Annotated in this window: 21 protein-coding genes; 9 read left to right on the top strand and 12 right to left on the bottom strand. The window is 67.9% G+C overall.

Annotated elements, in window-relative coordinates:
• Window positions 1-32 precede the first annotated feature (32 nt).
• Window positions 33-1166 carry a DUF1570 domain-containing protein gene (locus VD997_08960; protein HYE62113.1) on the bottom strand — a complete coding sequence of 378 codons (1134 nt, stop codon included), beginning with the start codon at window positions 1164-1166 and terminating at the stop codon, window positions 33-35.
• A 156-nt stretch (window positions 1167-1322) separates the two neighbouring features.
• On the bottom strand, window positions 1323-4946 hold the full coding sequence (locus VD997_08955) for a valine--tRNA ligase (GenBank protein HYE62112.1): 3624 nt from the start codon (window positions 4944-4946) through the stop codon (window positions 1323-1325).
• A gap of 214 nt (window positions 4947-5160) precedes the next feature.
• On the opposite strand from VD997_08955, the gene VD997_08950 reads away from it, so the two are divergent.
• A complete protein-coding gene (locus VD997_08950) occupies window positions 5161-6183 on the top strand; it encodes a hypothetical protein (protein ID HYE62111.1) in 1023 nt (340 codons plus the stop codon).
• 39 nt (window positions 6184-6222) lie between these two features.
• Here the strand turns inward: VD997_08950 and VD997_08945 are convergent, their stop codons facing one another.
• Window positions 6223-6543, bottom strand: a complete 321-nt coding sequence (locus VD997_08945; GenBank protein ID HYE62110.1) for a hypothetical protein — start codon at window positions 6541-6543, stop codon at window positions 6223-6225.
• A gap of 31 nt (window positions 6544-6574) precedes the next feature.
• Window positions 6575-6868 (bottom strand): hypothetical protein, encoded by a 294-nt coding sequence (locus tag VD997_08940; protein ID HYE62109.1) that lies wholly within the window; start codon window positions 6866-6868, stop codon window positions 6575-6577.
• Between the two features lie 74 nt (window positions 6869-6942).
• On the opposite strand from VD997_08940, the gene VD997_08935 reads away from it, so the two are divergent.
• The gene (locus VD997_08935) at window positions 6943-7365 is read left to right on the top strand and encodes a hypothetical protein (protein HYE62108.1); all 423 of its coding nucleotides are present in this window, start codon (window positions 6943-6945) and stop codon (window positions 7363-7365) included.
• 7 nt (window positions 7366-7372) lie between these two features.
• Here VD997_08935 and serS read toward each other — a convergent pair whose 3' ends face one another.
• The gene (gene serS / locus VD997_08930) at window positions 7373-8782 is read right to left on the bottom strand and encodes a serine--tRNA ligase (protein ID HYE62107.1); all 1410 of its coding nucleotides are present in this window, start codon (window positions 8780-8782) and stop codon (window positions 7373-7375) included.
• A 106-nt stretch (window positions 8783-8888) separates the two neighbouring features.
• Window positions 8889-10145, bottom strand: a complete 1257-nt coding sequence (locus tag VD997_08925; GenBank protein ID HYE62106.1) for a site-2 protease family protein — start codon at window positions 10143-10145, stop codon at window positions 8889-8891.
• Between the two features lie 172 nt (window positions 10146-10317).
• Here VD997_08925 and VD997_08920 point away from each other — a divergent pair, with 172 nt between their 5' ends.
• Complete coding sequence (locus VD997_08920) at window positions 10318-10923, top strand: glycine zipper domain-containing protein (GenBank protein ID HYE62105.1); 606 nt, start codon at window positions 10318-10320, stop codon at window positions 10921-10923.
• A 118-nt stretch (window positions 10924-11041) separates the two neighbouring features.
• Here the strand turns inward: VD997_08920 and VD997_08915 are convergent, their stop codons facing one another.
• The 3 genes from VD997_08915 to VD997_08905 form a co-directional block, all read right to left on the bottom strand.
• Window positions 11042-12355 carry a L,D-transpeptidase family protein gene (locus VD997_08915; protein ID HYE62104.1) on the bottom strand — a complete coding sequence of 438 codons (1314 nt, stop codon included), beginning with the start codon at window positions 12353-12355 and terminating at the stop codon, window positions 11042-11044.
• 87 nt (window positions 12356-12442) lie between these two features.
• The gene (locus VD997_08910) at window positions 12443-13039 is read right to left on the bottom strand and encodes a 5-formyltetrahydrofolate cyclo-ligase (GenBank protein ID HYE62103.1); all 597 of its coding nucleotides are present in this window, start codon (window positions 13037-13039) and stop codon (window positions 12443-12445) included.
• Window positions 13040-13179: 140 nt separating this feature from the next.
• Entirely contained in the window at window positions 13180-13656 is a 477-nt protein-coding gene (locus VD997_08905) for a redoxin domain-containing protein (GenBank protein HYE62102.1), read from the bottom strand.
• A 192-nt stretch (window positions 13657-13848) separates the two neighbouring features.
• Between VD997_08905 and VD997_08900 the strand changes: the two genes are divergently transcribed.
• The 6 genes from VD997_08900 to VD997_08875 all read left to right on the top strand — a co-directional run bounded on the left by VD997_08900 (window position 13849) and on the right by VD997_08875 (window position 18120).
• Complete coding sequence (locus tag VD997_08900; protein ID HYE62101.1) at window positions 13849-14760, top strand: YggS family pyridoxal phosphate-dependent enzyme; 912 nt, start codon at window positions 13849-13851, stop codon at window positions 14758-14760.
• 84 nt (window positions 14761-14844) lie between these two features.
• A complete protein-coding gene (locus VD997_08895; protein ID HYE62100.1) occupies window positions 14845-15399 on the top strand; it encodes a four helix bundle suffix domain-containing protein in 555 nt (184 codons plus the stop codon).
• Between the two features lie 71 nt (window positions 15400-15470).
• Complete coding sequence (locus VD997_08890; protein ID HYE62099.1) at window positions 15471-15845, top strand: hypothetical protein; 375 nt, start codon at window positions 15471-15473, stop codon at window positions 15843-15845.
• A gap of 225 nt (window positions 15846-16070) precedes the next feature.
• Window positions 16071-16376, top strand: coding sequence for a hypothetical protein (locus VD997_08885; protein ID HYE62098.1), 306 nt, complete (start codon window positions 16071-16073; stop codon window positions 16374-16376).
• 186 nt (window positions 16377-16562) lie between these two features.
• Window positions 16563-16805, top strand: coding sequence for a hypothetical protein (locus tag VD997_08880; GenBank protein ID HYE62097.1), 243 nt, complete (start codon window positions 16563-16565; stop codon window positions 16803-16805).
• Window positions 16806-17646: 841 nt separating this feature from the next.
• Entirely contained in the window at window positions 17647-18120 is a 474-nt protein-coding gene (locus VD997_08875; GenBank protein HYE62096.1) for a TspO/MBR family protein, read from the top strand.
• A 74-nt stretch (window positions 18121-18194) separates the two neighbouring features.
• On the opposite strand, the gene VD997_08870 is transcribed toward VD997_08875, so the two are convergent.
• From VD997_08870 to VD997_08860, 3 genes are all read right to left on the bottom strand, one after another.
• Window positions 18195-18959 (bottom strand): peptidoglycan recognition family protein, encoded by a 765-nt coding sequence (locus VD997_08870; protein ID HYE62095.1) that lies wholly within the window; start codon window positions 18957-18959, stop codon window positions 18195-18197.
• Between the two features lie 121 nt (window positions 18960-19080).
• Entirely contained in the window at window positions 19081-19410 is a 330-nt protein-coding gene (locus tag VD997_08865; protein ID HYE62094.1) for a hypothetical protein, read from the bottom strand.
• A gap of 70 nt (window positions 19411-19480) precedes the next feature.
• Window positions 19481-20155, bottom strand: coding sequence for a PH domain-containing protein (locus tag VD997_08860; GenBank protein HYE62093.1), 675 nt, complete (start codon window positions 20153-20155; stop codon window positions 19481-19483).
• Window positions 20156-20194 lie beyond the last annotated feature (39 nt).

The following is a 20194-nucleotide window of genomic DNA, read 5'->3' as shown; positions in this document are numbered from 1 at the left end:
TCGTATGAGTCCTATGACTCGTATGAGCCGGGCTACTTCGCCGCCGCCGGCGCTGCCTTCTCCGCCGCCGCATCCTCGCTCAGCGGCGACTGCCCCCGGATGATCTTCCCGCGCACCCCGTTCTTCGTGACGATCGACTTCACGAACGCCTGGTACTCGTCGTTGAGTGAAGCCGCCGACGCGCCCAGATAGATGTCGAGCAGGTCCGCCCCGCGCCGGCTCGTGATGCCGCGCGAAGCAAGAGCATGCCGCACCCGCGCCTCCAGCCGCCCGTTGGCCGCGTCGGTGACGATCTTGCGGAACCCATCGCGGTACGCCCCGTCCTTGGCGTCGTTGAGGAAGTGGATGAGTGCCCACGCCTGCGCGTAGTAGATGAGGGCCGCGTCGGGGTCGTCCGCCATCAGGTTCTGCGGCGTGCTCCGCATGAGCTTTTCGAGCGGCTGCAGCTTGCCCGCGCGCTCCGCCTGCCGCAGCTGCTCCCACCGCTCCACGTTGGCCCACGGCATGAACACCGGCCGGTCAATCTGCTCGGGGTTCCAGCGGAAGCCCTCCATGTACGTGGCCAGCCCCTCTTCCAACGTCACCGGCAGCGAGTTGCGGAAGGTCTTCTGCGTGTACTGGTGCCAGCCCTCGTGGGCGGCGATCGCGAAGGTGTCGCGCGGCCCGATGTCGTAGAGAATCGCCCGCCCGTTGCTGCTGAACCCGCCGCGCTGGATCCGCAGGTACATCTCGCTGTCCGCGCCCATCACGCGCTGCGTCATCCGCGCCCACTGCGGGCGGGTGCCGAGGATGAACGACTCCATCTGCTCGTTGGGCCGCGGCAGCGTGCCCACCGCGCTGGTGTAGTTGTTGAGCGCGAGCTCCATGAACACCGGGATGCGGTCCACCAGCTGAGCCCGCGTGGCCGTGGTCATGATGCGGTAGCTCGCCGTCTCGATGACCTTGCCCTCCTTCTGCTCGAAGGTCCAGGGCGCGGTGGCGATGACGATCTTCGCGGCGTTCAGCGTCGGGTCGACCACGCCCGGGGCCGCCTGCGGCGGGGCGGCGGCCAAGCCGGGTGACGCGGGAGGCTGGTTCGAGCACGCGGCCGCCAGCCCGGCGATCGCCGTCAGCAGCAGGATGCGGAGCGAGAGCGAACGGTGGGGGTGGGGGGCGAGCAACGGCATCCGTTCCATCCTTCCCATACTACCTTCGGCCCGAACCCCGTTGCCGATGAAGTTCGCTCACCGAGCGGCCCCCAAACGTGCGGGTCCTGCACGGAACCTCCCGCGTTTGCAGGGCCGTTCTCCGGGTGAAACGGACGCGCTCGCCCGCGATTGCCGTCAGGAAAGCGTCGCCAGCGTCGCCGCGGCCGCGGCCCGCTCGGCCTTCGCCTTCTCCAGCTGGTCTTTGGTCTGCTGCACCATGTGCGGGGGGGCCTTCTGGGCGTACCCCGGGTTCGCGAGCCGGCCCTCGAAGGTTGCGATGGACTTGTCGAGGTCAGCGACAAGTTTCTCCAGGCGGGCCTTCTCCGCGCCAGTGTCCATGGTGGCCTCGTCGGCGAGGTCGCTCACCTTGAACTCGTGGGCGCTGAATGGGAAGGAGACGGACGGCCCCTTGGGCGGCGAGTTGACCATGGTCGCCACGCCCGCGAGCGTCGGCACCAGCGTGTGCACGGGGTTCGTGGGGTCCATGAGGTCGCCCAGGAACGAGCCGCCCCGCAGCAGCTGCGGCGGGAAGTGCAGCGTGACCTTCCGCTTGGGCGCCACGTTGTGCTGGGCCCGCACCTCTCGGATGGCCGTGATGAAGCCGCGGAGCTCCTCGAACTCGCGCTCGGCGTTCTCGTTGCGCAGCGAAGCCGACACCTTCGGCCACCCCGCGGTCGCCAGCAGTCCGTCCTTGCGTGCGTCCCCGAGCTCAATCCCGGGCACCGCGTCGGTCCTGATCGTCCGCGACTGCTCGTAGATGGCTTCGGTCACGTACGGCATCACCGGGTGCAGCAGCCGCAGGATGGTGTCCAGCGTCGCCGCCAGCACCGCCCGCTGCCGCGGATCGCCCGCGACCGTGGGCTTGATCGCCTCCAGGTACCAGTCGCAGAAGTCCCGCCACAAGAGGTCGTACATCGTGGTCGCGTAGTCGGCGAACTGGAACTCCTTAAGGGCCGTGTTGCACGCCTCAACCGCGACGGAGAGGCGGGAGAGCATCCAGCGATCAACAAGTGGCAAAGTGGCAGAGTGGCCAAGTGGCAAAGTGGAGGACGCAGAACCAGCAGCATCGGGCGAAGTGCCTTTGTCACTTTGCCACTTTGCCACTTCGCCACTTTGCCACTTCTCGTCCCCCAGGATGCCCAGCGCAAACCGCGCCGCGTTCCACAGCTTGTTCGCGAAGTTGCGCCCGAGGTCAAACTTGGGCGACGTGTTCTTCCCGCTCGCCGAGTCCTTCACGACCGGCATCCGCACGTCCTGCGTCTGCGTCGTCATGTGGCACAGCGTGAACCGCATCGCGTCGGCGCCGTGCGTGGCGATGATGTCCAGCGGATCGACGCCGTTGCCCAGCGTCTTGCTCATCTTCCGCCCCTCGCCGTCCTGGATGACGGAGTGGATGAAGACGTCGCGGAAGGGCACGGGGCCAGCGCGGAAAGTGGCAGAGTGGCCAAGTGGCAAAGTGGCAGAGTGGGGGCCGGGCGTCGGGCACTTTGCCACTTCGCCACTTTGCCACTCTGCCACTTCTTGCCGGAAGTACCGATTGAACATCACCATCCGCGACACCCACAGCGTGATGATCTCGCGGGCGGTGCACAGCGTGCTGCTGGGGTTGAAGGCCCGCAGCGCGTCGGTGTCCTCCGGCCACGCCAGCGTGGAGATGGGCCACAGGGCGGAGGAGAACCAGGTGTCGAGGACGTCGGGGTCCTGCTCAAAACCGAATGATTCCAGCCTGTGCCTCTTCGCGATCGCGTCGTCGAGAAGACAGATATAGATGATGTAGTCGCCCGTGAGAAGGTCCTTGAGCGGAGCCAAGTCTCCGATCGGCTCTTCATGCCCGGTGTTCAGGTTGAAGCAGCGGACTGATGCGCCGGGCACACTTCCGCTGAAGAAGTCGCCCAGCGAAAGGCCGCCCGTATATGGGTTCTGATCGAGCTCGCGGAACCAGTTTTCCGCGGTCAGAGTGACTTTCTTGCTCCACACTGGGATCCGGTGCCCCCACCACAGCTGCCGCGAGATGCACCAGTCGCGGATGTTGTCGTGCCACAGCTCGTAGGTCCGCGAATAACGGGCCGGGTGGAACCGCAGCGAGCCGTCGCCGTCCACGGTGTCACCGGGCGTCGCCGAATGGGCCTTTGCGGACCTCGTCGGAGCCTCCGCAGATCGCGCCGCAGCCTCAACAAACCTCGTCGGAGCCTCAGCAGATCGCGCCGGAGCCTCAACAAACCGCGCCGGAGCCTCAACAACTCGCGCCAGAGCCTCCCCTGAGCGCGCCGGGGGATGGCCAGCGTTCGTCCGCTGGTCGCGAACCAGCGCACGATTGGCCGAGCCCGATAAACGGTCGTCCGTTACCCGCACGTACCACTGGTCGCTCAGGTACGGCTCGATCGCCGCCTTGCTGCGGTCCGAATGGCCGACGGTGTGCCGGTACGGCTGCACCTTCTCCAGCAGGCCGCGGGCCTCGAACTCCTTGACGACCAGCTTGCGCGCCTCCTCGCGCTTCCTGCCGACGAACAGGTGGGCGTCGCCCACGTCCGTCCAGCCGTGCTTGTCGCTGATGGACGCGTCGGGCGCCATCACGTTGATCATGGGCAGGCCGTGCTTGCGGCCCAGCTCGTAGTCGTTGGGGTCGTGCGCGGGCGTCACCTTCAAAAACCCCGTCGCGAACGCGGCCTTGGGGTCCTCGGGCTCGTCGCTCTCGCGCAGGTTGAGCGCGGCGCCGTACGGCCCCTTGGCCGAGGGCATCACCACGTACTCGTCGGCGATCACCGGGATCACGCGGCCCACGAGCGGCAGCTCCACGTGCAGCCCCTGCAGCGCCTTCGCCCGCGGGTCCCTGGGGTTGATCGCGACGGCCGTGTCGCCCAGGTAGGTCTCCGGGCGCGTGGTCGCGACCGTGACGTACGCGCGTTCGTCCGCTGGCATCCCCTCGGCCCCCGGGTACCCGGCGCGGGCCAGCTCCGACCATGTCACGGGGGAAGTGGCAGAGTGGCCAAGTGGCAAAGTGGCAGAGTGCGAAGAGGAGGCATTGGTCGTGGCATCCTTCACTTTGCCACTTTGCCACTCCGCCACTTTGCCACTTTCCGCCGGCCGCACTAGCGGGTATCGCAAGTAGTAAAACGCCCCGTCGATCTCGATGTTCTCGATCTCGTCGTCCGCGATCGCCGTCTGCAGCACCGGGTCCCAGTTCACCAGCCGCTTGCCGCGGTAGATGAGCCCGTCGCGGAACAGCCGGAAGAACGCCTCGCGCACCGCCCGCGCGCAGATCGGGTCCATGGTGAACCGCTGCCGCTCCCAGTCGCACGAGCAGCCCATCTTCTTCAGCTGGTTCGTAATGGTCGCCTCGTACTCGTCCTTGAACGCCTGGATCTTGGCGATGAACTGCTCGCGCGTGAAGTCCGTGCGGCGCTTCTTCTCCTCCTTCATCACCCGCTTCTCGACCACCGCCTGCGTGGCGATGCCCGCGTGGTCCGTCCCCGGCATCCACAGCGTCTCGTACCCCATCATGCGGTGGGCCCGCACCAGGATGTCCTGGATCGTGTTGTTGAGGGCGTGCCCCAGGTGCAGCGCGGCCGTGACGTTGGGCGGCGGGATCAGCACGCAGTACGGCTCGCGCTCCCCCGAAAGGACGGGAGTCGGGTCGGCGTGGAAGGCCTTGCTCGCCATCCAGCGGTCAAAGATGCGGTCCTCGTGCTCGGCGGGGCGGTACTGTTTGGGCAGTTCTTGCATGGGTTTGACGGCGGTTTGCGAGTCGCTCGGCTCCAAGTGCCGATGGTACGCGGACCGATCAGCGGATAGGGGATCGCCAGGGCCACGGGCTGACGCCGGCGGTCCCTTAGGCAAGGCCACGGAGGGAGCACGCGTGGGCAGTTGCGGTTGCAAGTCGGGCGGCTGTGGTGGGGGCCGTGGGGGTTGCCGGTGCGGTAAGGGCGGCTGCGGGTGCCGCGCGGCCTCCTCGGGCCGCTCATCCTCGGGCAAGGTGCTGCCGGTGGTCGCGATGGTCGCGCTGCTGGCCGCCGTGGGCGCCCTCGTTGGCTACATCCTCAAGACCACCCGCCCCGCGCCTGCGAATGGTGAAGTTCCCCTGCGCAGCGAGATCGTTGACGCCCGAACCCGCCCGCTCAGCACCGGCAAGCCCGCCGACACCAAAACCATCGACGCCGTCCTCAACTCCGCGCAAACCTACCTCAACAACAGCGAGCCGGAGAAGGCGGAGGCCGTGCTCAAGGGCGCCATCGCCCAGCACGCGGGCGAGCAGTCCTTCTACCTCATGTACGCCGAGCTGCTCGCGGGGCAGAAGCGGCTGGCGGAGAGCTACGACAACTACGTCAAGGCCCTCGCCATCGGCCCGCGCGACGCGGCCACCGAGCTCGCGGCGGGCACCGTCGCCAACCTCCAGGGCCTGCACGACCGCGCCGTCGAGCACTTCATGGCCGCCCAGACCGCCAACCCCAGCGACGACAAGCCCCCGCTCTACCTCGCGGCCGTACAAGTCAAACTCAACCAGAAGGACGAGGCCAAGAAGAACTACCTCCTCGCGGCCAAGCTCAACCCCGACAACGCCACCCCCTGGGCCGCGCTCGCGCAGCTCGCCCTGGACGAGAACAAGCTCGACCTCGCCCGCCAGCACATCGAGAAGGCCCGCACGCTCCAGCCCGCGAACACCACCTTCCGCCTCATTGAATCGCGCGCCCTCAAGCGCCAAGGCAAGGCGGAGGAAGCCCTCCAGCTGCTGGTCAACCTTGACGCCGCGCAGAAGCGGCTGCCGGGGGTGATGCCCCAGATCGCCGAGTGCTACGGCCTGCTCCAGCGCCCCCGCGACGCCGCGCTGCTCTACGCCACCGCCAGCGACGAGGAGCCCGCCAACGCCCAGTGGGCCTACGAGGCCGCGCTCTGGTTCGACCGCGCCCTGGACAAGGTCCAGGCCCTCAAGTACGCCCAGCGCGCCGCCGCCCTCAACGCCGAGGGCGCCGCGAAGCTGGTCGAACGCCTGAGCCAATAGGTGTGCCGCCGGGTGGCACGATCCGTCCTCGGGTCGTGCCTACTCGCTCACGTGACCCTGAGGCCCCCGCAGCTTCACTACCCCGTACACGATCATCACCACGCCCACGACCGCGAGCAGCCCCGCGAGCCGCAGGTACCCGGGCCCGCCGTAGAAGTAGAAGAATGCGCCAACGCCGATGTACGCCAGCCCGGACGCGATCCGCTCGAACCGGAACGGGAAGAACAGCGGCAGCACCACCGCGCCGACGAGCGTGGCCATCAGCCACTTGTCCAGCGGACCCATCGCGAAGTACAGGCCCGCGATGATCGCGAGCTGAATGCCGACCGAGACCAGGCGTTCCTTCATCAGTGGCGACATGCACGCAGCATAACGACCCACGCCCGCCAGCTCACTCCCGCCACGCCACCACCGCCCCCGTCGTCAGTACCAGCAGCGCCGCCGTCCAACCCACCTCGTTGTCGCGCTCCATCAGAAAGGCCGCGACCCGCACCGCCAGCAGCGAGCAACCCAGCACCAGCGTGGCGAACCGGCGCGGGATGAACCACGTCACGACCACGCCTGCGGTCAGGATCACCACGAACAGCGTGCTGTGCCGGAACCGCCAGGCGCAGTACGCCACCACCAGCAGCTGCACCGCCGACAGGCACACGGTCATCAGGAGGTTGGAGGCCTGCTTGCCCATGCCCCAACATCGGCAAACGCGCACGCAAAGATGCAGCCCGATACAGGGCGACAGCTCGCGCCCTAGCCTCACCCGTGACCGCCACACCGCCCACACCGGCCCGCCTCATCACCGTGGGCGTTCTCTATGGCCTGGCAGGCTTCGCCGCGGGCTTCGTCATGGCGCCCGTGCGCATCATGCTGCTCGAACCGCGGATCGGCCCGGTGGCTGCCGTGCTCGTCGAAGTGCCGGTCGTCCTCACGGTTTCTTTCCTGGCCGCGAGATGGCTTGTGCGTCGCTTCGTACCCGGCGCGACACCTGCGCAGCGCGCCGCCCTGGGCACTGTCGCATTCATGCTGCTGCAGACCGCCGAGTTCGGCCTCTCGCTCGCGATGGGCGACACGCCCCCGAGCTACGCCGCAAAGATTGCCGCACCCGCCGGCGTCATCGGCATCGCGGCCCAGGTCCTCTTCGGGCTGTTGCCGCTCATCGTCAACGATCCGCGGGAACAGCTCTGATGTCGGATCACCCGATCCGCTCCTGCCCATTCATGTACGGCCGCAAAACCGCCGGAATCGTCACGCTCCCATCGGCATTCTGATTCATCTCCAGCAGCGGGATCAGGAACCGCGGGCTCGCCAGCACGGTGTTATTCAAGGAGTGGCAGAACAAGGTCTCGCCCTTCCCCGCCGCGCCCCCAGCCCTGTACCGCATGTTCAATCGCCGGCACTGGAAGTCGTACAGCCGCGATGCCGAGTGCGTCTCGCCGTACGCCCCCGTCGGCTTGCCGTTCGCATCAAGCTCGCCGCGCCCGGGCATCCAGCACTCGATGTCCACCATGTCCGCGTTCTTGGGGCCCAAGTCGCCCGTGCAGCACTGCAGCAGCCGGTACGGCAGGCCGATCGCCTGCAGCAGCTCCTCAACGTACCCAATCATGGTCTTGTGCCACTGGCGGCTCTCGGCCTCGTCCGCCTTGCAGATCACCACCTGCTCCACCTTGTCGAACTGATGGATGCGGTACAGCCCCGCCGTGTCCTTGCCCGCGGCCCCCGCCTCGCGCCGGAAGCACGTCGAGACCGTCACATACTTCAGCGGCAAGTCGGCTTCATCCAGGATCTCGCCCTGGTGGATGCCCATCAGCCCCACCTCGCCGGTGCCGGTGAGGAACAGGTCGTACCCGCCGCCGCGCTTGCCCTCCTCGATGTGGTACGCCTGCTCGCGTCCCGCGGGGAAGAAGCCGGTGCCGACCATCGCCTCCTCGCGCACGATCACGGGCACCGACATCGCCCGGAAGCCGTTCTTGTTCGTCATGAAGTCGATCGCGTACCGCGTCACCGCCTGGTGCAGCCGCATGCCGTCGCCCGTGAGGATGTAGCTGCGGGTGCCCGCCATCTTGACGCCGCGCTCAAAGTCCGCGAGCTTGAGGTCGCGCACGAGCTCGATGTGCGTTTTGGGCTCGAAGCCCTTCTGCGCCTTCCACGGCTTGCTCGGGTCAAAACCCGCCGGGCTCCAGCGCTTCGCCTCGACGTTGTCGTCCGACCCCTTGCCCACCGGCACGTCGGCATCTGGCGGCAGCGGCACCTGCAGCAGCAGCTCGTTCAGCTGCGGCTCGATCGCGGCGATCTGCGACTCAAACTCGGCGATCTGCGTCTTGAGTGCCGCGGGCTTGGCCTTGAGGCCCTCCAGCTCCTTCTCGAGCGATTCCTTCTCGGGCCCGGCGGCCTTCTTGATCGCCCCCGCGAGCTTGCCGATCTGCGGCCCCAGCTCCTTCTCGATCTTGCGCTGCTCCGCCCGCGTGTTCTCCGCCTGCGTCATGGCGACCCGCCGCTGCTCGTCCAGCGCGAGCAGGCGGTCGATGTCCACGGGGATGTTCTTCTTGGCGCAGCCGTCCTTGAAACGCTGCGGCTCGGCGCGGAGTTGCTTGAGGTCGATCATGGGGCCAAGTGTAGGGCGTGACGTGACGAGCCCTGAGCGTCAGCGAGCGGGTTCCTGCCAATACACCCCTCACTTACGTTCGGGGCTCGCCATGCAGAAACCCTCCTCACGCCGCCCGCCGCCCGTACCACTCCTCGCCCAGCGTGCGCACCTGAATCGCCCGCATGATGTCCGCGCCCGTGATGATCCCCGCCACGCCCCCGTCGCGACCGACCACCACCAGCCGCGCGTGCGTGTCCACCCCCAGCTGCCGCACCGCCTCTGTGGCCGCCGCCACCTCCGAGATCGTCGGCGCCGGCGACACCATCACCTCTCCCACGAGCGCACCCGGGCTGGGCCGCGGCGACCGCGTCAGCTCCCGCAGCGAGATCAGCCCCACCAGCTTCCCCTGCTCATCGAGCACCGGGAACCCGAGGTGGTGCTCGTCAAGCATCACACTGGTCAGCTCGCTCACGGTCATCCAGGGGTGCACGTAGCGGACGTCCCGCGACATCAGGTCGCTCACCCGCAGCCCCTCGAGCGTGCCCTCCACGATCGAGTGCCGCCGCTCGCCCTGCACACCCAGGAAGATGAACACGGCCACGAACACCGTGAACAGGTTGCCGGTCATCAACCCCAGCACCGCCAGCCCCGCCGCGATTACGCGGCTGATCACAGCCGCAATCCTGGTCGCCTTGCTGTGCGGCATCGCCATCGCCAGCAGCGACCGCAGGATCCGCCCGCCGTCCAGCGGCAGCGCCGGCAGCAGGTTGAACGCGCCGAGCATCACGTTCACGAGCGCCAGATACGCCAGCACGAACATCGCCCCCGGCCCCACCGCGCCCGAAGCGACCGCCCCGCGCAGCCCAACGTACAACACCGCCGCCAGCGCGAAGCTCACCAGCGGCCCCACCAGCGCTACCACCGCCTCCCCGCCGCGCCGGCGCGGCATCTCCGCGATGTGGGCCATCCCCCCCAGGAACCACAGGGTGATGCTCTTGACCTCCACCTTGTAGAGGCGCGCCGTCACCGCGTGCCCCAGCTCGTGCAGCAGCACGCACACGAACAGCCCCACGGCCGCGACCAGCCCCAGCGTGTACCGCGTCGCCGGCTCCGCCAGGCGATCCCCGCCCGGGATCCCGATCGTGTCGGCGAAGTAGGCGACATTGCCACCGATCATAAACGCCATCAGCGGCAGCACGATCAAGAACGACCAATCGAGGATCAGCGGGATGCCCATCAGCGAGAACGGCAGCCGCAGCCCGCGCCCGATCACGCCGCCCTTGTCGGTGCTTCTTGCTCGCCCTTCCGGCGCGCCCTGCTGGCGTGCCGGAAAGCGGTGGGGGTGGTCAGAGGCCTCGCTTCCATGCGGGTAACTGCTCATGCCCCTGTCGTACGTGCTCGGGAGCCCGGGTGGCAGTCAATCTGTGCTGAAATCACCCTCAGGGCCCGGCTGACTTCCCCGGGGCGTGGTCCAGTGTTGGTAGCTGTTGCCATGAAACGACTTGCGCGGGGCGGAGCCCCCGCGGACCACACCCACAGGGAAAGGAGCACCCATGCAGATCAGAACCAACCACGCCGCGGCCGCGACGGTCGCCGGCCTCCTCGCCGCCATGACCTTCACCACCGGCTGCGAGAATCTCCCCGGTAACGAGAAGCAGCAGGGCGCGGTGATCGGCGGCGCCACCGGCGCCGCGGTCGGCGCGGCCGTGACCGACAACCGCCTGCTCGGCGGCCTTATCGGCGGCGCCCTGGGCGCCGGCGGCGGCTACCTCATCGGAGCCAACTGGGACAAGATCCAGGGCAACGAGCGCGACGACGCCCACGAGGCGATCCGCAAGTCGCAGAACGAGCCCGCCACCGCCCAGGAGGCCCGCAGCGCCAACACCGCCGACATCAACAACGACGGCTTCGTCACCATCGACGAGGTGGTCGCCATGGAGAAGGCCGGCTTCAGCGACGAAGAGATGATCGACAAGCTCGAGCGCACCGGCCAGGTCTTCGACCTCACCCAGGCCAACGAGGACCAGCTCCGCGACCAGGGCGTGTCACGGCGCGTGGTGGCCGCCATGCGCGACATGAACCGCACCGGCGACTTCGACCGCCGCACTCGCGACGACGACTTCCGCCGCGACCGCGACTGGGACCGCGACCGCTATTGATCCGAAACCGGAAAGCGGAAACCGGAAAGCGGAAATGAAAAAGGCCGCGCCCACCCAGGCGCGGCCTTCTGTCTTTCACACTTTGCCACTTAGCCACTCTGCCACTTTGCCACTTCCCTCAGTTCGGCAGCACCTGCACGCGGCTGATCTGCTCCACCAGCAGCTCGTAGATCAGGGCGATGTCCTGGTCGGCCATCCGCACGCAGCCCATGCTCTTGGCTGCGCCGATCGAGGAGGGGTCGATGGTCCCGTGCAGGCCGAAGCCGGTGTACACCTTCGAGTCCCCCAGCCCCTCCCACCCGAGCCAGAACTCGCCGATGGGGTTCTTGGGGTCGTTGGCATCGAACTTCTCGCCCGTCTTGGGGTTCACCCAGTGCGGGTTGATCAGCTTGCTGTTCTTCTTGATGACGAAGTTGCCCAGCGGCGTGCCGTTGTTCTCGCCCAGCCCCACCTTGAAGCTGCGGATGAACACCCAGCTCTCCTGGTCGTCGGGGCTGCCCGCGTACAGGTCCAGCCGGTAGTCCGCCTTGTGCACCACGGCGTTGAACGGCCCGCGCACGAGCTTGAGCTTCTGCCCCACGCGGATGGCGTTGGGGTTCGAAAGCCGGTTCACCCGCGCCAGCAGCCGGTGGTCCACCGCAAGGTCCCGCTTCTTGCGGATCTTCTCCAGCGAGTCGTTGGCGACGACGGTGTACGTCTCCACCAGCGGGTCGCCCGCGGCGATCTTCGGGCTGAACACCAGGTCCTCGTTGATCGTCTCCAGCTTGCTCCGCAGCACCTGCGCGTCCGCCGCGCCGATGTCCGCGCTCATCAGCGCCCGCGAGTACGACACCCGCGCCTGCACCAGGTTGTTGGCCGCGAAGGCGCGGTCGCCCGCCTCGATGTGCTGCCGCACGCCCGCCGCCGAGGTCGAGGGGTTGAGCGTGGGAACTAGCGCCGGGTTGCTCGACCCCGGCGAGAGGTTGGCAGGCCCGCTGCCAGGGTTCTGCGGATTCCCCGGCCCCGTCAGCGGCGAGGTCCCCGGCCCCGTTGTGTTCCCCCCGGTCACGTCCACCGGCCGCGGCTTGGTGGGGTCCTGAATCCCCCCGCTCCGCCCCTGCGTCAGCACCACCGGCGCATCCGCCGGCGGCACCGGCGGGTTGTGCGCCAGCGAGTTCACGCCCGTCGGCGTCGCCGGCACGTTCGCGGGCACATCCGGCGCCAAGCTCCGCGGCGGGGGCGTCTGCTTCGCGGGCTCCTTGGCCGTGGCCTGCTGCGGGCCCGTCGCGTCCTTGGGCATGTACTTCCACAAGCCCCACGACAGCCCCGCGACCAGCACCAGAGCCGCCGCGCCCACCATCACCTTGTTCGGCCCCTTGCCGCGCCCGCCGCCGCGGGTCATGACGCCGCGGTTCGTCTCGTTCGTGCGTTCAACCTGAGAGGGGAGTGCCATCGTGTGCCTTCCGTGCTGTAGACCGTGGATCCCGGGCGCGATTCCACCGGCGCGCCGGGTACAAAGCATCGACAAACCGGCGGCATTTCAGTGAGCGGTGGGGGGCGTCGCGTACGGGTTGAACACCAGCGTCCGCGTAGGGGTCACTAACGCGTCCATCCCCACATCCCATGCGTCGCGAGGCACGCTCGCGACCACCTGCTCGTCCAACCCGACCGCCACCTTCCACGCCCGCACCTGGGGCCGCGAAAGAAACCGGTCGTAGAAACCGCCGCCCCTGCCTAATCGCCCCCCCGCGGCATCAAACCCAAGCCCCGGGACAACGATCAGGTCGAGGTCGGCCAAGTCTACTGGCGGCGCACTTTCTGCGGGCTCGCGGAGCCCATGCCGCGTGAGCGACAGGTTCTCCCCCCAAACAGTCACAACCCGCGCCGACATCCCCCCGGTCGCCCACTCCGCCCGCGGCAAACACACCCGCACGCCCCGCCCCAAGCACTCAACCGCCGCGGGCCCTACATCCACCTCCCCGGCCGTGGGGAAGAAGAACATCACCGCACGCGCCCCCGCCTGCTCAACCAGACCCGACAGCCGCGCGCAAACCCCCTCCGACCCCCGCCGCCACACCTCAGGCGACAGGTTGTTCAGGGTCTGCTTGAGGCTCGCTCGCAGTTCCTGCTTGGTCATAAAGGCGTCAAGGCACTACCGCGGAGTTTGCGGAGGGAGCGGAGTTGCGCGGAGAGGACTCGATGAATCCGATCCCGCTCCCCTGCCTTTCCTCCGCGAAACTCCGCCCACTCAGCGAAACTCCGCGGTGGAGTCTTCTCCTACACCGCAGCCAGCACCTCATCCCACGCCATCGCCTTCCCCGGCTCCCGCGCCTGCACCCACTTCACCCTTCCGTCCTTCCCCACAACCACCGTCCCCCGCGACGAGATGTTCAGGTCCGCCCAGTACAGCCCGTACGCCTTGCACACCTGCCGGTGCATGTCCGCCAGCAGCATCTGCTTCAGCCCCAGCTGATCCGCCCACGCCTTCAGCACGGCGAAGCTGTCGCACGACACACCGACGACCTGGGCCCCCTTCCCCTTCCACGCGGCCATCTCCGCGTCCACGCACTTCATCTCCGTCGTGCACACCCCGGTAAACGCCATCGGGAAGAAGCACAGCACCACCTCACCCTGCCTGAGGGCGTCCGACAGCCGCCAGTCCTTCTTGTTCTGGTCCGGCAGCACGAAGTCGGGGGCAGTATCGCCCTTGGCAAGGGGCGACGAACGCGGCGTCAGGTGGTCATTCTGCGGCATGTGTTCCTTTCGAAGACCTCACCGCGGAGTCACGCGGAGGGGGCGGAGTTTCGCGGAGAAAGTCGGGGCAGATTCTTTCATGCTCCCCTCCGCGCAACTCCGCTCTCTCCGCATACTCCGCGGTAGAAGTCTTGGTATCCTATAGACACGCGGCGGAGCCCGCGCTCACACCTGCCACGGGACGGAGTCCATATGGCCACCACACAACCCAAGACCCCCCACGCCATGCCCGACACCCTCGAGGCCCGCTACGCCGAGGTGCAGGCCCGCATCGCCGACGCGGCCGCCCGCGCCCGCCGCAAGCCCTCCGACATCCTGCTCTGCGCCGTCACCAAGACCGCCGACCCCGAGCAGATCAAGGGCCTCCTCCAGCTCGGCCACCGCGACTTCGCCGAGAACCGCGTGCAGCAGCTCATCCAGCACGCATCCATCGTCGAGGAGTACCTCAACCGCCAGAAGCTCATCCCCAGCGGCAAGAAGCTCGCGGCCGACGTCAACGACACCCTCTTCGCCGCCGGCTCGTCCAACTCCAAGCGCGTCGAGCTCAAGCCCGTTGCCAGCCTCCCCGGCGCCAAGGAGGGCGTGCGCTGGCACATGATCGGCCACCTCCAGCGCAACAAGGCCAAGAAGGTCACCGAGTTCGTCCGCCTCATCCACAGCGTCGACTCCCTCCGCATCGCCGAGGAGCTCCAGCACATCGCCCTCAAGAAGGACCACGTCATCGAGGTCCTGATCCAGGTCAACTGCTCGGGCGAAGAGCAGAAGTTCGGCTGCCCCCTCCCCGCCGCGATTCCGCTGGCCGAGCAGATCCAATCCATGATCAACGTCCGCGTCCGCGGCCTCATGACCATGGCCCCCCTGTCGGAGCATCCGGAAGACTCGCGTCCCCACTTCGCCCGCTGCCGCGAGCTCTTCGAAGAAATGCAGACCCTCGGCTTCGGCGAGCCCGGCAGCCCCTTCAACATCTTGTCGATGGGCATGAGCGGCGACTACGAGGTCGCCATTTCAGAGGGCGCGAACATTGTCAGGGTGGGCAGTGCGATCTTCGGCGCCGCCAAGACCGGCCCCGAGCAAGCCGAGCTCCCCGAACCCGACGAGGAGTAGGTACGCTCTCCTATGAGTCCTATGACCTCCTATGACTTCCTATAGGATGTCATACGACTCATACGACTCATAGGAGCGCCTCCGATGCCCGAAGGCTTCCTCGCCCCGCGCGACTACCGGCGGCTGCTCTCCTACCGCAAGGCCGAGGTCGTCTACGACCTCACCCGCGTCTTCTGCGACCGCTTCCTCACCCGCGGCGACCGCACCATTGACCAGATGGTCCAGGCCGCGCGCTCGGGCAAGCAGAACATCGCCGAGGGCAGCCGCGCCGGCCTCACCAGCAAAGAGTCCGAGATCAAGCTCACCAACGTGGCACGGGCCAGCCTCGAAGAGCTCCTCATCGACTACCACGACTACCTCCGCACCCACCGCCTCGCGCTGTGGGACAAGGCCTCGCGCGAGGCCCGCTACATCCGCCGCCTGGGCAGCACGATGGGCCGCGACGAAACCTTCGAGACCTACCGCCCCTTCGCCGAGACCCGCCCGCCCGAGGTCGTCGCCAACATCGCCATCTGCCTCATCAACCAGGCCAACTACCTCCTCGACCAGCAGCTCCGCCGCCTCCAGTCCGACTTCCTGGAGAACGGCGGCCTCCGCGAAGCCATGACCAGAGCCCGCAAACAATCCCGCGGCCACTAACCACACGCTCCTATCAGTCCTATGCCTCCTATGAGTCCTAGTCCTCCCTTTGGAAGAGGCGGGTAGCCCGCATGACCCTCTTCGAACTCGCCGCGCTCATCATCCTGGTCGCAGCCCCGGTGGGGGCGGGGTGGGCCGCGGCACACCTCCACCCCTGGCTGTACTACCCGACCGTTGCAGCCGTGATGCTCGTGTTCATCGGGGTGCTCAGGGCCTGGGGCGGGAAGGAGAGGAACACGAAGCCCGAGCCGGGCCTCGGGTGCAGTGCCACGCTCCTGGTGATCGCACTCTCCACGGTCTTCAGCGTCGACTTCGCCGCCCGCCACGGCCCCAGGGCAGTGGCGCTCGCCATCGTCGCCACGCCGGTCGTGCTCGTGGTCATCATGGGCATGCTGACCAGCCTCCTCGACGGACTCCGCCGCAAGCCCGACGACCGCCGCGAGTAGAACGGGCGGGCGGGGGGTGGGCGGGTGCCACGGGCTGCCGTCGATCGCGAAGTGCAACTCGGCTCGTCCGCCAGTGCGGCGGCGACCGTGGGTGCGGAATCATCGCAAGTGCACACGAGCGCAACCGCGGCGGCAAGCTCCCGATGGCACCTGGCCACGCGGGGGAGGGGGCAACCGCGACTCTCACTCCGGCACGCGAGCTGTGAGTAGCATCAGTCCCAGCCTATGACTCCCATCGACAAGGAACTCAGCGAAGCCATTTGTCGTTACCTCGCCCGGAATGATCAGGGCTTCCCGAAGCTCGATGGGGATGCCGTGGCGATGCTCGTGGGAGAGGACCGTGCCCAGGAAGTGATAGCCCAGATCGAGACGATCTTGCAGGCAGTGCTCGCGGCAGAGTGGCCACTCCGGGGTGATGCGACCACGCGTTCTGAAGCGGCGATGCGGCGCCTCGCTGCCGCCCACCCGGGCCTCTCCGCTGAGGCCCTCGAGGCCGCAGTCCCTTACTTCTGGCACTCGTTCTTCTGGTGAAAAAATCCGGTAGGGGTGGGTGGCACGTGCATCTCTCCCCGCGAAGTGCCACCGGCGGCTCGTACGCCAGCGCGGCGGTGATGCAGCCGCGATAACAACTCTGGAGTGCGCATGGTCGCAATCGCGGCACTAGCAGGGGAGGTGTTGGTTCCACTGGGCACCGGGCCTCCCGCGTATGCTGACCCCATGAGGCTGCAAGACAAGATCGGGACCTCGGTTGTTTTGGTAGTGCTCGCGCTGGTGACCTACTCCGAGCTGGTGCTCGCGCCACAGCTAGGTCCAGCGTCGGCCGCCATCGACCGCGAGTACCACGTCGGCTATCTGCGCGGGATTATCGCGGGGGTCGCAGTAACGTCGCTGCTGTTCTCGGTGCGGCCGCGTCGCTCACACCCTAAGGACGGAGCGAGCACTGGCGAAGGCTCTCGGTAGGCGCTCCCAGGCGACTCGCCCGCCGCGGCGACGCACCCTGCGGCGAACGCGGCGGAGCGTCTCGACGTGCCGCACCATCGATTCACCGTCCAGAGCGACGGTGGATCAATGGCACTCAAAATTGCATGGCCCGCTCACAGCACCACTTACGCCACCATCGGCGACGTTTGTGCGCAAAGTCGTGGACATGCGCACAATCCCCCTCGACGCCGCGGAACGCCGCGTTAGGCTTCCGTCATGGTCTCGCAACCACACCAACCCTGCTCCTGCCGCGCCCAACCTGGCAGCGCACACCCGCCGCTACCGCCGCTCTCAAACAGCGACCGCGCCACCCTCACCGCGCTGCTGCTCAACGACTTCGACCCGCTGACCACTGCCGGCGCCGTTCAGTCCACGCCGCTGGACATCGTGATCTTCAGCGCCCGCGCCGACGTCGCTCCTTACATCCGTGCCCACCGCGTCCTCACCATGGCCCGCATGGAGGCCCACGCCTGCGAGACCCTCGCCCGCCTCCTCAACCCGCCGCACAACACGACCAAACAACTCGACCACCACAACACCGAATCCCGCCGCGCCGCCACCACCCTCCTCCGCGCCATCCACGCCGCCCGCCTCGCCCTCTACCCAACGAGCCCGACGCGCCAGCGAGGGTCCTCACCACCGCCCGACGACACCGATCCCAACGACGGCCCGGGAGTCCGCCGCGCACCCCCGCGCCCGCCACATACTCCGAAATCACAGCTCACGCCGGAAACCGCGAGCACTCCAGCAGCACCACCAGCTCACACGCCTTCACCCGCGGCACACGCGCCGGGACGCGACACTCCCGTAGCATCACCCGATGCGCCTCACGCACTGGCTCACCCTCCCCGCGGCCCTCGTCATCGCCTTCCTCCCCGCCCTCGGCGGTTTCATCTCCCGCCCCGACGCGTGGTACCAGTCGCTCAGCAAGCCGGCGTGGAACCCGCCGTCGTGGGTGTTCGGGCCCGTGTGGACGGCGCTGTACGCCACCATGGGCGTGGCCTCGTGGCTGGTGTGGCGGGAGCGGGCAAGGAGGCCGAGGCATGTGCGGGCGGCCCTCGCCGCCTACGCCGTGCAGCTCGCCCTCAACGCCGCGTGGTCGCCGCTGTTCTTCGGCCTGCGGCGGCCGGACCTGGCGCTGATCGACATCGTGCTGCTGTGGGCCGCGATCGTGGCGACCGTCGTGCTCTTCTGGCGGGTGCACAAAGCCGCAGGCGCGATCCTCCTGCCCTACCTGGCGTGGGTCACCTTCGCGACCGCCCTCAACCTCACCATCTGGCGGCTGAACCCCTGAGCCGGAGGCGCAGCGCACAACAGGGCAGCTGCGCCCTCATTTTCACTTTTCCCTTTTCACTCTTCCCTTTGGCCTCATGCCTTCCACTGCTGGTACATCCGCCCGCTGCTGAGGCGCGTGAGCTTCATGTACTGCTGCAGGTTGGTCCCCGGGCACTCGGTGGGCTTGAGCTCCTGGTGCGTGTACACGCGGGAGGCGGGGACCTTGTGCCTGCGCATCTGCGCGGCCACGAAGTTGTCGAGCGTGGCCAGGGCGGCGTTGGTGGGGCGGTGCTCGTTGAAGTTGCCCAGGAGCATCACGCCCAGGTTGTGGTCGTTGGTCTTGCTGACGTGGGCGCCCTCGATGTGCGTGGGCCGCCCCTCCCACACCCGCCCCGCGGGGTCGATGATGTAGTGGTAGCCGATGTCCACCCAGTGGGCGCCGGTGGCGGCGTCAACGCGGGAGACGTGGCTCCTGCGGATGTTCTCCAGCATCCGGGCCACCTCGGACTTGCCCAGGATGCCGGTGGAGTTGAGGGCGCTGTGGTGCACCGTGATCCGCGTGATGCCGTTCATCGGCTTACTGACGCGGAAGTTGGGCTTGGCCCGCGTCCACTGGGCGCGGGTAAGAATGGTCTGCGTGACCCCGGGCTCCCGCGGCGGGGCGCTCACGGGCTTGGCGACCACCGGTGCGGTGGGGTCGGGCCACACGTCCTTGGGCAGCGAGACCACCCCCTGCGAGCGCGCGGGCTGGCAGCCGGTGAGCATCGAGATCGCGCCCAGGAGCAGCCCGCCCTCGATGAGCTCGCGGCGGGTGAAGTGCAGGCCGGTGTCGGGGGAGGATTTCACGGGTGATTTCATCGGCCGCGTCCGTGCAAAGCCATGAGACGGGGAGTGGAGGGAACAGCGGGCAAGCAACAGCGGGCGTCGAGGGGCGATCCCTCACCGTCTCACCGTCTCACCCACTCACCGTCTCAGATTACTAAGCCCGGGCGTCCTCGTCGGCATCCGACAGGTTGGGCCCCGGATGGTTCTCAGCGAGGTGCATGGAGCTGCTGACGTGCCCGCACCTGGGGCAAATGACGCCGTAGTCGCCGTGGGGGAGGTTGGCGATGGACTGGCCGCAGCCCAGGCAGACCTGCCCGCGGAGGGAGCGGGTCATGGAGTTGACCACCAGGGCGAGGGTGGCGACCGCGGCCCCGACGATGGGCCAGGCGGGGAGTGTGGTCATGGAGACAACGCCCAGGGTCGTCAGGCCGACGCCCACGGCGATCCACAGCACCCGCCGCCGGATGGAATGCAGGAAGGTCACAGATCGGAGCTCCTGGAGGGCCATCAGGAGAGTAGTCGGCGACGGGGAGGGGTGCAACTTGAGCGGAGGTCTACAAGGGTCGGTACAGGTCGATCACGTCCCGCACCTTGGCCGGGTTGGGCATGTCCCGCATCTCGATGGGGTCCTCGTTCTCGCCCGAGCTCGAGAGCTTCAGGGTGCCGACGTTCCAGACGCGGTCGAGGAAGGTCTGCTCGACCTGGACATTCTTGATGTCGGCGTGCCGCACCTCGCTGGTGGCCTTGCTGAGCAGGCCCTTGGTCTCGATCACCCGTTTGGTGGTGATGCGGAGCCCCTCGGATAGGGTGTGGACCTTCCAGATGATGAAGACCTTGAGCGCGACGATGGCGATGGCCGCGGAGGTGCCGCCCAAGGGAAGGTGGCGGGGGTTCAGGTAGACGAGCCAGTAGATGGCGCCGGCGATGCCCCCCAGCAGGGCCAGGGTGAGGAGAAGGAAGCGGATGGGGTGGGCCCCCAGCATGGCGGGGCGGACGACCATGACGTCCACCTCGGGGCCGTTGGCGGGCGGGTAGCCGGACTCGGCGGCCCGGTCTGTTCGGGGCGCGGCGGTGGTGGGGGCGGGTGCGGTCGCGCCCACGGGCGTGCCCACGGCCACGGGGCCGGGGATGACGTTGATGTCGCCGCAGGAGGGGCAGGCGACCTTCTGGCCGGGCTGGCCGTTGGGGACCTCGAAGGCTTGCTCGCAGCGGTCGCAGGTGAGTTGCATGTCGCGCGGGACTCCTTGGGGAAGGGGCGGGTTCGGTTT

It is taken from the genome of Phycisphaerales bacterium, assembly GCA_035627955.1.
Taxonomy (GTDB): domain Bacteria; phylum Planctomycetota; class Phycisphaerae; order Phycisphaerales; family UBA1924; genus JAEYTB01.
Note: the sequence above shows the minus strand (reverse complement) of the source record. Positions and strands in the feature narration are given on the sequence as shown.

Bases quoted from the DNA above. Each gene is read 5' to 3' on its own strand.
- VD997_08905 (HYE62102.1), bottom strand. From the start codon at position 13,656: ATGCCGCAGAATGACCACCTGACGCCGCGTTCGTCGCCCCTTGCCAAG.
- VD997_08890 (HYE62099.1), top strand. From the start codon at position 15,471: ATGACCCTCTTCGAACTCGCCGCGCTCATCATCCTGGTCGCAGCCCCG.
- VD997_08915 (HYE62104.1), bottom strand. From the start codon at position 12,355: ATGGCACTCCCCTCTCAGGTTGAACGCACGAACGAGACGAACCGCGGC.
- VD997_08885 (HYE62098.1), top strand. From the start codon at position 16,071: ATGACTCCCATCGACAAGGAACTCAGCGAAGCCATTTGTCGTTACCTC.
- VD997_08900 (HYE62101.1), top strand. From the start codon at position 13,849: ATGGCCACCACACAACCCAAGACCCCCCACGCCATGCCCGACACCCTC.
- VD997_08870 (HYE62095.1), bottom strand. From the start codon at position 18,959: ATGAAATCACCCGTGAAATCCTCCCCCGACACCGGCCTGCACTTCACC.
- VD997_08860 (HYE62093.1), bottom strand. From the start codon at position 20,155: ATGCAACTCACCTGCGACCGCTGCGAGCAAGCCTTCGAGGTCCCCAAC.
- VD997_08960 (HYE62113.1), bottom strand. From the start codon at position 1,166: ATGCCGTTGCTCGCCCCCCACCCCCACCGTTCGCTCTCGCTCCGCATC.
- VD997_08895 (HYE62100.1), top strand. From the start codon at position 14,845: ATGCCCGAAGGCTTCCTCGCCCCGCGCGACTACCGGCGGCTGCTCTCC.
- VD997_08910 (HYE62103.1), bottom strand. From the start codon at position 13,039: ATGACCAAGCAGGAACTGCGAGCGAGCCTCAAGCAGACCCTGAACAAC.
- VD997_08875 (HYE62096.1), top strand. From the start codon at position 17,647: ATGCGCCTCACGCACTGGCTCACCCTCCCCGCGGCCCTCGTCATCGCC.
- VD997_08920 (HYE62105.1), top strand. From the start codon at position 10,318: ATGCAGATCAGAACCAACCACGCCGCGGCCGCGACGGTCGCCGGCCTC.
- VD997_08945 (HYE62110.1), bottom strand. From the start codon at position 6,543: ATGTCGCCACTGATGAAGGAACGCCTGGTCTCGGTCGGCATTCAGCTC.
- VD997_08925 (HYE62106.1), bottom strand. From the start codon at position 10,145: ATGAGCAGTTACCCGCATGGAAGCGAGGCCTCTGACCACCCCCACCGC.
- VD997_08940 (HYE62109.1), bottom strand. From the start codon at position 6,868: ATGGGCAAGCAGGCCTCCAACCTCCTGATGACCGTGTGCCTGTCGGCG.
- serS (HYE62107.1), bottom strand. From the start codon at position 8,782: ATGATCGACCTCAAGCAACTCCGCGCCGAGCCGCAGCGTTTCAAGGAC.
- VD997_08880 (HYE62097.1), top strand. From the start codon at position 16,563: ATGAGGCTGCAAGACAAGATCGGGACCTCGGTTGTTTTGGTAGTGCTC.